12 protein-coding genes are annotated in these 14,496 nt (G+C 38.6%); all 12 read left to right on the forward strand.

The annotated features are described in order from the left end of the window. Window positions 1-6: 6 nt before the first annotated feature. The 12 genes from lpdA to ABC371_RS14525 all read left to right on the forward strand — a co-directional run bounded on the left by lpdA (window position 7) and on the right by ABC371_RS14525 (window position 14,452). Entirely contained in the window at window positions 7-1,428 is a 1,422-nt protein-coding gene (lpdA, locus tag ABC371_RS14470) for a dihydrolipoyl dehydrogenase (RefSeq protein ID WP_412897426.1), read from the forward strand. An 80-nt stretch (window positions 1,429-1,508) separates the two neighbouring features. Next, the gene (locus ABC371_RS14475) at window positions 1,509-2,504 is read left to right on the forward strand and encodes a thiamine pyrophosphate-dependent dehydrogenase E1 component subunit alpha (RefSeq protein ID WP_412897427.1); all 996 of its coding nucleotides are present in this window, start codon (window positions 1,509-1,511) and stop codon (window positions 2,502-2,504) included. A 12-nt stretch (window positions 2,505-2,516) separates the two neighbouring features. Next, window positions 2,517-3,500 (forward strand): alpha-ketoacid dehydrogenase subunit beta, encoded by a 984-nt coding sequence (locus tag ABC371_RS14480; protein ID WP_412897428.1) that lies wholly within the window; start codon window positions 2,517-2,519, stop codon window positions 3,498-3,500. A gap of 29 nt (window positions 3,501-3,529) precedes the next feature. Continuing rightward, on the forward strand, window positions 3,530-4,813 hold the full coding sequence (locus ABC371_RS14485) for a dihydrolipoamide acetyltransferase family protein (RefSeq protein WP_412897429.1): 1,284 nt from the start codon (window positions 3,530-3,532) through the stop codon (window positions 4,811-4,813). A gap of 228 nt (window positions 4,814-5,041) precedes the next feature. Then, complete coding sequence (locus ABC371_RS14490) at window positions 5,042-6,952, forward strand: methylmalonyl-CoA mutase family protein (RefSeq protein ID WP_412897430.1); 1,911 nt, start codon at window positions 5,042-5,044, stop codon at window positions 6,950-6,952. Beyond that, window positions 6,945-9,143, forward strand: a complete 2,199-nt coding sequence (scpA, locus tag ABC371_RS14495) for a methylmalonyl-CoA mutase (RefSeq protein WP_412897431.1) — start codon at window positions 6,945-6,947, stop codon at window positions 9,141-9,143. Before ABC371_RS14490 ends, scpA begins: the two co-directional genes overlap by 8 nt. After that, window positions 9,136-10,239, forward strand: coding sequence for a methylmalonyl Co-A mutase-associated GTPase MeaB (gene meaB, locus ABC371_RS14500; protein WP_412897432.1), 1,104 nt, complete (start codon window positions 9,136-9,138; stop codon window positions 10,237-10,239). The genes scpA and meaB overlap by 8 nt, the downstream gene beginning before the upstream one ends. 187 nt (window positions 10,240-10,426) lie before the next feature. Continuing rightward, window positions 10,427-10,864 (forward strand): BrxA/BrxB family bacilliredoxin, encoded by a 438-nt coding sequence (locus ABC371_RS14505; protein ID WP_412897433.1) that lies wholly within the window; start codon window positions 10,427-10,429, stop codon window positions 10,862-10,864. Between the two features lie 293 nt (window positions 10,865-11,157). Continuing rightward, complete coding sequence (locus ABC371_RS14510; protein ID WP_412897434.1) at window positions 11,158-11,943, forward strand: transporter substrate-binding domain-containing protein; 786 nt, start codon at window positions 11,158-11,160, stop codon at window positions 11,941-11,943. Window positions 11,944-11,979: 36 nt separating this feature from the next. Beyond that, entirely contained in the window at window positions 11,980-12,639 is a 660-nt protein-coding gene (locus ABC371_RS14515; protein WP_136378025.1) for an amino acid ABC transporter permease, read from the forward strand. After that, on the forward strand, window positions 12,632-13,366 hold the full coding sequence (locus ABC371_RS14520) for an amino acid ABC transporter ATP-binding protein (RefSeq protein ID WP_278186132.1): 735 nt from the start codon (window positions 12,632-12,634) through the stop codon (window positions 13,364-13,366). The genes ABC371_RS14515 and ABC371_RS14520 overlap by 8 nt, the downstream gene beginning before the upstream one ends. 132 nt (window positions 13,367-13,498) lie before the next feature. After that, window positions 13,499-14,452: an aromatic acid exporter family protein gene (locus ABC371_RS14525; RefSeq protein WP_412897435.1), complete on the forward strand. Its 954-nt coding sequence runs from the start codon at window positions 13,499-13,501 to the stop codon at window positions 14,450-14,452. The last annotated feature ends 44 nt before the right edge of the window (window positions 14,453-14,496 follow it).

Consider the following 14,496-nt stretch of genomic DNA (forward strand, 5'->3'; position numbering starts at 1 on the left):
CAGATTATGTCAAAGGAATATGATTTAGTGATTTTAGGAGGCGGTACCGGTGGGTATGTTGCTGCCATCCGTGCCTCACAGCTTGGACTGAAAGTGGCGGTTGTAGAAAAAGGAAAGCTTGGTGGTACCTGTTTGCATGCCGGCTGTATACCAAGTAAGGCTCTTTTAAGAAGTGCGGAAGTATATGCAACTACAAAAAGAAGTGAAGAATTCGGTGTCATCACAAAGGATGTTTCACTTGATTTTTCAAAAGTGCAGGATCGAAAAAATAAAATTACTGAACAACTATATAAAGGTGTTCAGCATTTAATGAAACAAGGAAAAATTGATGTAATAGATGGCTATGGACGAATTTTAGGTCCTTCTATCTTTTCACCAATCCCTGGAACTATTTCCGTTGAAATGAACAATGGTGAAGAGAATGAAATGCTCATTCCTAAAAACGTCATTATTGCAACAGGCTCTAGACCAAGGTCATTACCTGGGCTCGAAATAGATGGTGAATATGTGTTAACTTCTGATGAAGCTCTTCAAATGGAAAATCTTCCAAATTCAATCATCATCGTTGGTGGGGGAGTGATTGGGATTGAATGGGCATCAATGCTTCACGATTTTGGGGTTGAAGTAACAGTGCTTGAATATGCCGATCGCATTCTTCCAACGGAGGATCGTGAAATTTCAAAGGAAATGCAGCGTTTGCTAAAGAAAAAAGGCGTAAAAGTTGTAACAGGTGCGAAAGTTTTACCGGAGACACTTGAAAAAGGAGAAGGGATTACGATTAAAGCTGAGCTTAAAAGTGAAGCTAAATCTTTTTCTGCGGACAAGGTGCTAGTCTCAGTAGGCAGACAAGCGAATGTTGAAAATATTGGGCTTGAAAATACGGAGATTGCTTTGGAAAAAGGATTTATTACAACAAATGAATATTTCCAAACAAAAGAATCACATATTTATGCGATTGGCGATGTCATTGGCGGGCTACAACTTGCACATGTAGCATCCCATGAGGGTATTGTTGCTGTTGAGCATATTGCAGGTGAAAATCCTTCACCAATGGATTATTCACTCATTTCAAAATGTGTCTACAGCAATCCTGAAGTGGCAAGTGTTGGATTTACTGAAGAAGAAGCAAAAGAGAAAGGCTTTACTGTTAAAGTTGGTAAATTTTCATTTAGAGCAATCGGAAAAGCACTTGTTTTTGGTGAGTCTGATGGGTTTGTAAAATTGGTTGTCGATGAACTAACAGATGATTTATTAGGAGTTCATATGATTGGTCCACATGTAACAGACATGATATCAGAGGCTGGTCTAGCGAGAGTGCTAGATGCAACTCCTTGGGAGATTGCCCACACAATCCATCCACATCCAACCTTGTCTGAAGCAATTGGAGAGGCAGCTCTAGCTGTTGATGGAAAGGCAATTCACGCATAAAATTTTCACACAACTAATATTTTTTAATATGTCGGGCTTGTCCGAATAGTTAATTATGATTTTTTTAGGGAGGTATTTTCATGACCGAAAATCGTCATCATGCATTGGGTTTAAGTGATGAAGCAGTTCTTGAAATGTATGAAACCATGCTGTTAGCAAGAAAAATTGATGAAAGAATGTGGTTATTAAACCGCGCCGGAAAAATTCCATTTGTTATTTCCTGCCAAGGGCAAGAAGCAGCCCAAGTAGGCGCAGCCTTTGCACTTGACCGTGAAAAAGATTACGTATTGCCATATTACCGCGATATGGGAGTTGTTCTGACATTCGGAATGACAGCAAAGGAATTAATGTTATCTGGATTTGCGAAGGCAGAAGACCCGAATTCAGGTGGACGTCAAATGCCTGGTCACTTTGGGCAAAAGAAAAATCGAATTGTAACAGGTTCATCTCCTGTAACAACTCAGGTTCCACATGCGGTAGGTGTTGCACTTGGGGGCAGAATGGAAGGAAAGGATCTAGTTACATTTGTGACGTTCGGAGAAGGTTCTTCGAATCAGGGAGATTTTCATGAAGGCGCGAATTTCGCAGCAGTTCATAAGCTACCAGTCATCTTCATGTGTGAGAATAACAAATACGCTATATCTGTTCCTTATGAAAAGCAGGTAGCCTGCGAAAAAATTTCCGACCGTGCTATTGGGTACGGGATGCCAGGAGTAACGGTGAATGGAAATGACCCACTTGAAGTCTATAAAGCAGTTAAAGAAGCAGCTGATAGGGGTCGTCGTGGAGAAGGTCCTACCTTAGTTGAAACGGTCTCATATCGTTTAACGGCGCACTCTTCTGATGATGATGATCGTGCATATCGTGAGCAGGAAGAAGTGGCAGAAGCGAAAAAGAATGATCCAATTCTTTCTTTTGAAAATTATTTAAAGGAAATCGGAGTCTTAAATGATGAGAAGGAAAAGGAAATTGGAGAACGTATTGCGGGTCTAGTTAATGAAGCGACCGATTATGCTGAAAATGCACCATATGCAGAGCCGGAATATGCTCTTAAACATGTATACGCGGAACAGTAAGGGGGAAATAGAATGCCTGTAATTTCATATATTGATGCTGTAACAATGGCAATTCGCGAAGAAATGGAACGAGATCCTAAAGTTTTTATTTTAGGTGAGGATGTAGGGAAAAAAGGCGGAGTATTTAAGGCAACAAATGGACTTTATGAACAATTTGGCGAGCAACGCGTGATAGATACCCCTTTAGCTGAGTCGGCTATTGCAGGTGTTGGAATTGGGGCGGCCATGTATGGTATGCGACCTATTGCAGAGATGCAGTTTGCAGATTTTATTATGCCTGCTGTCAATCAGATTATCTCTGAAGCTGCAAAAACTCGATATCGTTCAAACAATGATTGGAATTGCCCAATCACAATTAGAGCTCCTTATGGTGGGGGTGTACATGGAGCACTTTACCACTCGCAATCTGTAGAGGCAGTTTTTGCAAACCAACCGGGATTGAAAATTGTGATGCCTTCTACCCCTTATGATGTAAAAGGCTTGCTGAAGGCCGCTATCCGTGATGAAGATCCAGTGTTATTTTTTGAACATAAACGTGCTTATCGCTTAATCAAGGGTGAAGTACCTGTAGACGATTATGTATTACCTATTGGTAAGGCAGATGTGAAGCGTGAGGGTGACGATATTACGGTTATCACGTACGGCTTATGTGTTCATTTTGCCTTACAAGCTGCAGAGCGTCTGGCGAAAGACGGAATTCAAACTCATATCCTTGACTTACGTACAGTATATCCGCTAGATAAAGAAGCAATCATTGAAGCAGCTTCAAAAACGGGTAAAGTATTATTGGTAACGGAAGACAATAAAGAAGGAAGCATTATGGGTGAAGTTGCTGCCATCATTGCTGAAAACTGCTTATTCGATTTAGATGCACCAATTAAGCGACTTGCTGGTCCAGATGTACCTGCAATGCCATATGCACCAACGATGGAAAAATACTTTATGGTAAATCCGGATAAAGTAGAGAAAGCAATGAGAGAGCTAGCGGAATTCTAATTTGCTACTATACAGAGGAGGTTTTATGAGTGGCAACTGAAAAAATAACAATGCCCCAGCTTGGTGAGAGTGTTACAGAGGGAACGATTAGTAAATGGCTTGTAGTAGTTGGGGATACCGTAAACAAATATGACCCCTTAGCTGAAGTAATGACAGATAAAGTAAATGCAGAGGTACCTTCCTCTTTTTCAGGGACAATAACAGAGCTTATTGCGGAAGAAGGAGAAACACTAGCAGTAGGTGAGGTGATTTGTGTCATTGAAACTGTTGGTGGTGGTACTGAACAAACGGCACCTCAAGAAACTGTAAAAGAAGAAACTCCTGAAAAGGCTGTAAATGTGGCCGCTGAGCCAAACGATACTACGAAAAAATTACGATATTCACCTGCTGTTCTTAAGCTTTCACAGGAACATAATATTGATCTTACGCAAGTACAAGGAACAGGTGCAGGTGGAAGAATTACCCGTAAGGACCTTCAAAAATTAATCGAATCTGGACTGATTCCAACTGCTGGTCAGAAAGTTGAAAAAGTAGCAACTCAAGCAACGAATCAGCTGGTTTCGAGTGTACAAACTACAAAGCAAACTCCAGCACCAACGGTACCTGTAACAGCTGGCGATGTTGAAATACCTGTAACAGGTGTTCGAAAGGCGATTGCATCGAACATGCTTCGTAGTAAGCATGAGATTCCTCATGCTTGGACGATGGTTGAAGTGGATGCAACCAATATGGTTCAATACAGAAATTCAATTAAAAATGATTTTAAACAAAAGGAAGGCTTCAATCTTACATTCTTTGCATTTTTCGTTAAAGCTGTCGCTCAAGCGCTTAAGGAGTTTCCACAAATCAATTCAATGTGGGCAGGAGATAAAATTATCCAGAAGAAGGATATTAATATTTCAATAGCGGTTGCCACAGAGGATGCTTTATTTGTACCAGTCATTAAGAATGCGGATGAGAAATCAATTAAAGGTATTGCAAGAGACATCACCGAACTTGCTGCCAAAGTACGAGCTGGAAAACTATCTGCAGATGATATGCAGGGTGGTACGTTCACAGTAAATAATACTGGTTCATTTGGCTCTGTTCAGTCAATGGGGATTATCAATTATCCGCAGGCGGCGATTTTACAGGTGGAATCCATCGTGCAACGACCAGTTATCATCGATGGCATGATTGCGGTTCGTCATATGGTGAATCTCTGTATGTCACTTGACCATCGTGTGTTGGATGGCCTTGTTTGCGGACGCTTCCTAGCACGAGTAAAGGAAATCATCGAGACTACTTCTAAAGAAAATACATCTATTTACTAAAGACATTGCCTATGCAGTGTCTTTTTTTATGGGAAGAAAGCGGTAAACGCTAGAACGGAATAAGAAGAGAGTATGTAGCGCAAGGGTGTTCTAGAGGTACACGCTACCGCGAAATAAAAAAGGAACATGCCCCATGACCTTTTTTAATCTTCCATCTATTCATTGCGACAACCCGGCTTATATACTAAAATTAAAAGTGAAAACGATTTCGAAAGAGGGGGAAGCCTTGTGACGAAACAATCGAAAGAATTTCAGAATATTACCTTTCCGTCCATAGATTACGAGACATGGAAACAAGAAGCAGAAAAATCATTAAAAGGAAAACCCATTGAAAAATTACATAAACAAACCTATGAAAAAATCACACTGAAACCGATTTATACGATGAAAGATGTTCAGGAAATACCGTTTCTACACGATATGCCTGGTGAAGGATCAAGAGTGCGTGGCTCAAAACGTACAGGTTATCTGAATCAATCGTGGCATGTTAGTCAGGAAATGGACATAAAAATGCCTGAGGATTTTAACCCTGTAATAAAGGACGCCCTTCAAAACGGTCAAACAATGATCCATTTTACATTGCAACCACAAAATTGCCCGGGTGAGGGACTCGCATTACATACAGAAGAAGATATCGAAAAAGCATTCAACGGAATTTCACTGGCTAAAACGCCTGTCCTAATTGATGCTCAAACCGATTTGTTAGCATTTTTATCACTTATCAATTCATACGCAAAAACAGATTCTCTAACTGGAACAATCGGTATGGACCCACTTGGGCTATTAGTGGAAAAAGGCCAGTTATCAATGGAACCAGAAGCTGCGTATGACCAATTAGCAGAATCCGTAAAATGGGTGATGGAAAAACAACCAAAGTTAAGGACAATTCTTGTAAAAGGTGAACCCTACCATAATGGTGGTGCAAATGCAGTTCAGGAACTTGCTTTTACAATAGGTACTGCCATTGAATATATGAGTGAATTACTAGATAGAGGGCTTACTGTTGACCAAATTGCCTCACGAATAACATTTTCTTTTTCAATTGGTTCCAATGTTTTTATGGAAATCGCTAAATTAAGAGCTGCCAAAATTCTTTGGACGACCATCATTGAAGCATATGGAGGAAATGAAGATTCTTGTAAAATGAACATCCATGCAAGAACATCTGCATTTACGAAAACGATTTATGACCCATATGTTAATATGTTGCGTTCGACAATAGAAGCATTTTCTGCAATTGTAGGTGGAATTGATAGTCTTCATGTTTCATCATTTGATGAACCAATCAAAGCCACAGATTCATTTTCAAGAAGGATTGCAAGAAATACACAATCGATTCTACGCGAGGAATCCTTCCTAAATAAGGTGATCGATCCTGCGGGTGGTTCATGGTATGTGGAAACTTTGACAAATGAACTGGCAGAAAAAGCATGGGTGTTGGTAAAAGATATTGAATCACAGGGTGGAATGCTTGACGCGTTGAGAGAGGGTATTGTTCAAGAAAGCATTTCGTCCGTTTTACAAGAAAGACAAAAAAAGGTGAACCGTCGAAAAGAAAAAATAGTCGGTACGAATAAGTATGCGAATATCCAGGAAAAGCCAATACCATACACCAAAACAATAGCCACCTATGAAAGTAATGACGCAGTTGTTTCAATCAAACGAATATCACCGATAAGAATTTCAGAAAGCTTTGAGAAACTTCGACAAGCATCTGAGCAGTATCTTCAAACTTCTGGTAAGCGACCTAAAGTCGGTTTAATAAATTTAGGCCCTATCCCAGAACATAAGCCTAGAGCGGATTTTATTACAGGATTTTTTGAAGCAGGTGGCTTCCAGGTCGTGAAAAACAAAGAAGGGTACGTAACGGCAGGAGATGTGATTGAAGGCGCAAAAACAATGAATCTAACAACCTATATTATTTGTGGAAAAGATGACTCTTACAAGGAAATGGTCACTGAAATATGCGATGAATTTAAAAAAACGACCCCAGATATTAAATTGTTTTTAGCAGGTAAACAAGAAAATGAAGAATTCTATCGAAACGTAGGAATAAATGACTTTATCCATATTGGTACGGATTGTTTTGCGTTTTTACATCACTTACAACAAGAAATGGGGGTGCACTCCCATGGCTAAAAGACTTGATCTCTCCAAAGTAAAGTTAAAAAAATCTGATACATCATCCTCTCCTGAAAAATGGCGTGAAAAAGTAGAAGAAGAGATTACGCAATCAATTGAAGATTTGCTATTTGAAACGAACGAACAGATTGCTGTAAGACCTTTATATACTGAGGAAGACATGGATGGGATGACACATCTAGATTACATGCCTGGTATTCCTCCGTTTTTACGTGGACCCTATCCAACGATGTATGTAAACCGACCTTGGACTGTTCGACAATATGCTGGTTTTTCCACAGCAGAGGAAAGTAATGCTTTCTACCGGCGTAACCTAGCGATGGGGCAAAAGGGGCTATCCGTTGCGTTTGATTTAGCTACCCACCGTGGCTATGATTCGGATCATCCTCGTGTTGTTGGTGATGTCGGGAAGGCTGGGGTTGCGATTGATTCAATCCTAGATATGAAAACATTATTTAATGGAATTCCACTCGATCAAATGAGTGTTTCGATGACGATGAATGGTGCAGTACTTCCGATAATGGCGTTTTATATTGTAACGGCAGAGGAGCAGGGTGTCTCTCCTGAAAAACTGTCTGGAACGATTCAAAATGATATTTTAAAAGAGTATATGGTGAGAAATACTTATATTTACCCACCAGAAACCTCTATGCGAATTATTTCAGATATTTTTGAGTACACGTCAAAAAACATGCCAAAGTTCAATAGCATAAGTATTTCTGGGTATCATATGCAGGAAGCAGGTGCACCTGCAGATCTTGAATTAGCCTATACATTAGCTGACGGTTTGGAATATGTTCGAACGGGTATTGCGAAGGGGATTGATATTGATTCCTTTGCTCCTAGATTATCCTTTTTCTGGGCAATCGGTATGAACTATTTTATGGAGGTAGCGAAGCTAAGGGCAGCTCGACTTATTTGGGCCCAAATGATGAAAGCTTTCAATCCTAAAAATCCAAAATCACTTGCGTTAAGAACTCATTCACAGACTTCAGGTTGGAGCTTGACAGAGCAGGATCCATTCAATAATGTGACAAGAACATGTATTGAGGCATTGGCAGCCGCATCGGGTCATACGCAGTCCTTGCATACGAATGCACTTGATGAAGCAATCGCACTTCCGACTGATTTTTCTGCTCGAATTGCACGAAATACACAGCTCTATTTACAGGATGAAACAGGTATTTGTAATGTGATTGACCCGTGGGGTGGCTCATATTATGTAGAGACACTAACGAAGGAGCTCATGGAGCGGGCTTGGAAGCATATCGAGGAAATTGAGGCACTTGGTGGAATGACTAAAGCAATTGAAACGGGTCTTCCGAAAATGAGAATTGAAGAAGCGGCGGCGAGACGTCAGGCAAGAATTGATTCTGGTAAAGAAACGATTATAGGTGTCAATAAATATCGTTTACAAAAAGAAGACCCAATCGATATTTTAGACATTGACAATACAGCTGTTCGACTCAAACAACTTGAAAGACTCAGTGAATTAAAGGCTACACGTGATGATGGAAAAGTGGAAGAGGCGTTGGTTGCCATTACGAATGCGGTTGAAACAGGTAATGGAAATCTGTTGGAACTAGCGGTTAATGCCGCAAGAGTTCGTGCAACGCTCGGTGAGATTTCAAATGCCGTTGAAAAAGCCTCAACACGCCACAAAGCTGTCATTCGTTCAATTAGTGGAATTTATAGCTCAGAATATTCAAATGAGGAAGAAATTATGAATGTGAAGAAGATGACAGATGAGTTTTTGGAAAATGAAGGAAGACGCCCGAGGATTTTAATTGCGAAAATGGGGCAGGATGGACATGACCGTGGAGCAAAGGTTATAGCTACTGCTTTTGCAGACCTTGGTTTTGATGTTGATATTGGACCATTGTTTCAAACACCAGAAGAAACCGCTATTCAAGCTGTAGAAAATGATGTACATGTTGTTGGAATGAGTTCACTTGCGGCGGGTCATAAAACATTACTTCCACAGTTAATTGAAGAGCTGAGGAAATTGGGGCGAGAAGATATACTTGTAATTGTTGGTGGAGTCATCCCTGCACAAGATTATGATTACTTAAAAGAGCAAGGAGCTGCAGCAATTTTTGGACCGGGTACAGTAATTCCAGTGGCTGCACAAAAAGTAATCGAAGAAATTTATCTACGCCTCGGATATGAGGAAGAAGGCAATGACTAATAATAAAAAGAAACCTGAATGGGTTCCTGAAAATGCCTCTGATGGCTTTACATCTGAAATTGTGAAGGGTGTAGAGCAAAATAGCACTTCTGGAAGTGCACGTAAATTTGTGAAGAAGAAGGGGCGCACAACTGAAGAGTATGTAGAGGGTATACGAAGTGGTAATCGTACAATTCTTGCCCAAGCAATAACTCTTGTTGAGAGCAACGCAAAACGTCATGAAGACCAGGCACAAGCAGTTATTAATGAAATTCTTCCATACACCGGAAACTCGATACGGATAGGTATCACGGGAGTACCGGGTGCGGGAAAAAGTACATTTATCGAGAGCTTTGGTTCTCATTTATGTGAACAAGGACATCGCGTTGCGGTTTTAGCTGTTGACCCGAGTAGTAGTATAACAGGTGGTAGTATACTAGGCGATAAAACAAGAATGGAGACTCTAACCAGGAATAAAAATGCTTTTATACGTCCATCACCTTCGGGGGGAACCCTTGGTGGGGTCAATCGTAAAACGAGGGAAACCATTTTACTTTGTGAAGCTGCTGGGTTTGATGTGATTCTTGTTGAAACGATTGGTGTTGGTCAAAGTGAAGTAGTGGTACGTAGTATGGTGGATTTTTTCCTTCTTCTTGTGTTAACTGGCGCAGGGGACGAATTACAAGGCATGAAAAAAGGAGTAATGGAGCTTGCGGATGCCATATTGATCAATAAAGCGGATGGTGATAATCGACAGAGAGCAAAAATTGCTCGCGCTGAATACAATCGAATACTCCACTATCTTCAGCCTGCAACGAAAGGATGGGCTTCGAAAGCTTATACAGCTTCCGCACTTTATCATGAAGGAATGGAAGAAATATGGAAAATCATCCTGCGATTTGTTGAGACTACGAAAGAATCTGGTGCATTTACAGAGCGAAGGAACGCTCAAACAAAGGATTGGATTCATGCCATGATAAAGGATTATCTTGAAACAAGCTTTTTTACCCACCCATCCATAAAAACAAAGCTCCCAACACTTGAAAATAAGGTCGTACAGGGAGATTTGAATGTTACAACGGCTGTGAAGGAATTAATTGAGCTTTTTGAAGCATAAAAAAGAAGGAGTGCATTCGCTCTCCTTCCATCTAGGGAGTTTAGGGGTATGATCTAGATGTATTACTAGAATACCCGGATATTTATTTTTTAAACGTTCATTTAAGTTCCTTAAATTTGAAAAAACATGATGTAAATTGATATTATAAAAAATAGGAAGATATTTTTCTTTAGGAGGAGTGTTTAAAATGGAAATAGATTTCAATCTGTTTATGAATGATATAGTACAAACAGCTAGAAAAGAAATAACTGATGCTGGATATCAAGAATTAAAAACACCTGAAGAGGTGGATGAAGTATTAAATCGTAAGGGTACAACTTTAGTGATGGTTAATTCTGTTTGTGGTTGTGCAGGTGGAATTGCAAGACCAGCAGCAGCACATTCGATCCATTATGATAAGCGCCCAGATCAATTAGTAACAGTATTTGCAGGGCAAGATAAAGCAGCAACAGAAAAAGCAAGATCATATTTTGAAGGTTATCCGCCATCATCTCCATCATTTGCATTATTAAAAGATGGAAAAATTGTTAAAATGATTGAACGTCATGAAATCGAAGGACATGAGCCAATGGATGTCATCACTAAATTACAAGAAACCTTTGAAGAATATTGTGAAGAAGTTTAAGAGGCCTTTTAGGCTTCTTTTTTTGTCTTAAATTATGCATATTGGGTTGAATACTTTATCGCTTTTTACTTTAATTGTTTATATCAGTAAAGTATTAAATGATGATTACACTAAAATAAACACTAAATTTACCCTCTAAAATCCCTTGTAAGCAGAATAAATTGTAAACATTACGCAAATGATAGAATTATTAATCAATTATTATTTTTAAAAAACATATTGTATATTTATGCAGATGTGTTAAAATACATTTTATCGAATAATTATAAATAACGTCTTAGGGGGAAAACATAATGAAAAAGTTTTTACTAGCATCATTGATTACTATTTTATCAATTGTATTTTTAGCAGCTTGTGGGACAAGCGATGATAATGCAACAGGATCTGATAAAGGTACTGAAACAAAGAAAGTATTAACAATGGGAACATCTGCTGACTTCCCACCATTTGAAACAATTGATGAGACAACAGGTGAATATATTGGATTTGATATTGAGTTAGCGAAGAAAATTGCAGAGAAACTTGGTTATGAGCTTAAAATTGAAAATATGGACTTCGGTGGTCTTATAAGCGCATTACAAGCAGAACGTATTGATTTTATCATTTCAGGTATGTCTGCAACTGCTGAACGTAAAGAAAGTGTTGATTTTTCAACAGAATATCATAAATCTGGGGAAATGTTTGTTACATTAAAGGATTCTGATGTTAAATCATTAGAGGATTTAGACGGTAAAACAGTTGGGGTTCAATTAGGTTCCATTCAAGAAGAAGGAGCTAAAAAGATTAAAGAAGAAACACTTAAAAGTCTGGAAATCTCAGCTTTAAATAAGGCTCCAGAATTAATTCAAGAGCTAAAAGCAGGACGAATTGATGCAGTTTATTTAGATAAGACAGTTGCAGTAGGATTCATTGAAGAACTTGATTTAGCAGGTTTTGATGATCCTACAGAAGCTTCACCAGGTATGGCGATTGCATTTGCAAAAGGTAGTGAACTGACTGAGGAATTTAACAAGGTTTTAGATGAAATGAAGGAAAATGGCGAGTTAAAAGCAATAGAAAAAGAATGGATTGAAAAATAAAAATTTTTTAGTAGAAATGAGGTGTAAGGCATGGGTTTGGATATTGATTTTTCCCGAATCGTGCCTTCAATTCCGTTTATACTAGAAGGGATCGGCCTTACGGTATCCTTTGCACTAGTATCGGCAATTTTAGGTTTAATTTTGGGGACAATTTTAGCGGTTTTTAAAATAAGCAAAGTTTCATTTTTAAAGTGGTTTGCGGATATTTATACATCCATATTTAGAGGAACACCACTTATCCTCCAATTGGTTTTAATCTATTTTGCAGTTCCACAGCTTTTTCATTATGATATTGATAAATTTGTTGCTGGGGTTTTAGCATTTGGATTAAACTCAGGTGCGTATATTTCTGAAATCATTAGAGCGGGTATTCAGGCTGTAGATAAAGGTCAACAAGAAGCGGCGGAAGCACTTGGGATCTCGTACCGCCCAATGATGTTGGATATTATCCTTCCACAGGCAGTAAAAAATATTTTACCCGCACTTTTAAATGAATTTATAACCTTAACGAAGGAATCTGCAATTGTAAGTACAATTGGGTTATTGGATATTATGAGACGTGCTCAAGTTGTCGGATCGAATACATTCCGCTATTTTGAACCATTATTAATTGCTGGTCTAGTTTATTGGATTATTGTTACAATCCTCACATTCCTAGGAGGAAGACTTGAGAGGAGGTTGCGTCGTAGTGAGTAACGATCATATTAAAGTAGAAGGTCTTCATAAATCTTTTGGCAAGCTTGAAGTGTTAAAAGGGATTACGACCACCTTTAAACAAGGTGAGGTTGTTGCCATTATTGGTCCTTCTGGTTCTGGAAAATCAACATTTCTAAGATGTTTAAATCTACTTGAAAGACCAACTCAAGGACAGATTTGGGTTGGGGAAGATGAAGTCACAAATGCAAAGACGAATATTACGAAGGTTCGTCAGCATATTGGAATGGTATTTCAGCATTTTTATCTATTTCCACATAAGACGGTTCTTCAAAATCTTACTTACGCTCCAATGAAGGTAAAAGGGATTTCAAAAAGTGAAGCGGAAAACAAAGCGAGGGAGCTATTAAAGCAGGTTGGATTATCAGAAAAAGAAAATGAATATCCAAATCGCCTTTCTGGAGGACAAAAGCAGAGGGTAGCGATCGCAAGGGCCTTAGCAATGGAACCAGAAATCATGCTTTTTGATGAGCCTACTTCCGCACTTGATCCTGAGATGGTAAAAGAAGTTCTTAATGTTATGAAGGGGTTAGCTAATACTGGAATGACGATGCTCATTGTAACTCATGAAATGGGTTTTGCACGTGAAGTGGCAGACAAAGTACTCTTCATGGATGATGGGCTTATAGTTGAACAAACAACACCTGATGAATTCTTCACAAATCCAAAAAGCCAACGTGCGCAAGATTTCTTAGAAAAGGTTCTATAATATAAAAGGAATGATCAACGTGATCATTCCTTTTTTCGTGAATTTAGTCATATTAGGATTTGTATAGGTGTTTTATTTTTCCTATTGATAACAATATAAATAAAACCATTATGTATTTTTAGGAGCCGATTTATGTTTAAAATAGGTTATCGCACTTTAAAAACAGCAATAGGTACAACGATTTCTATATCAATCGCAAAACTAATAGGACTTGATAGTTTTGCTTCTGCTGGAATTTTAACGATTTTATGTATTAAAGTAACAAGAAAAAAATCACTGGAGAGTTCGTGGGAGCGATTTATTGCATGTGTGGTTGGAATCATATTTTCATTTGTATTCTTCGAGGGAATAGGCTATCATCCATTAACAATTGGTTTGTTACTCCTATTTTTTATCCCTACTGTGGTAGCCGTAAAAGCAAAAGATGGGATTGTAACAAGTACCGTTATTATTTTACATATATTTTCAGCCGGGAAGGTAACACTTGATTTGATTGTTAATGAACTAGGATTAATTATTATTGGGATTGGTGTGGCACTACTCATAAATTTATATATGCCGAGTGTTGACAAGCAACTTAGGGCTTACCAACAAGAACTTGAGTCACTTTTTGGAAATATTTTAAACGAAATGGTTCATTATCTTCGGACAGGTGAAAGTATTTGGGATGGTCGAGAGATAACAGCTGTTGAAAATTTATTAAATAAGGCGAAAAGAATTGCATATAGAGATGTTGAAAACAATCTTATGCGCGAAGAAAACTTATATTATACGTATTTTGAAATGAGAGAAAAGCAATTTGAAATACTGCAAAGGATGTTACCTACGATTACTTCGATTACCCAGTCTGTTGAACAGAGGGGCATGGTTGCCGATTTTATTATGGAGGTGAGCCAATCCATTCATCCTGGTAACACAGCAAGTGTTTTTTTGAAGAAACTTGAAGAGATGCGAAAAGTGTTTAGGGAAATGCCATTGCCAAAAACTCGGGAGGAGTTTGAGACAAGAGCAGCTCTACTTCAATTTATTAAAGAAATGGAAGAATATTTAATTATAAAAAGATTGTTCAAAGGGTTGCCAACGTAAAATAATATAGCTAAAGGTGACCATTTTGGTCACCTCCTTAAGCT

This window comes from Bacillus jepli, from assembly GCF_047238305.1.
Classification (GTDB): domain Bacteria; phylum Bacillota; class Bacilli; order Bacillales; family Bacillaceae_L; genus Ferdinandcohnia.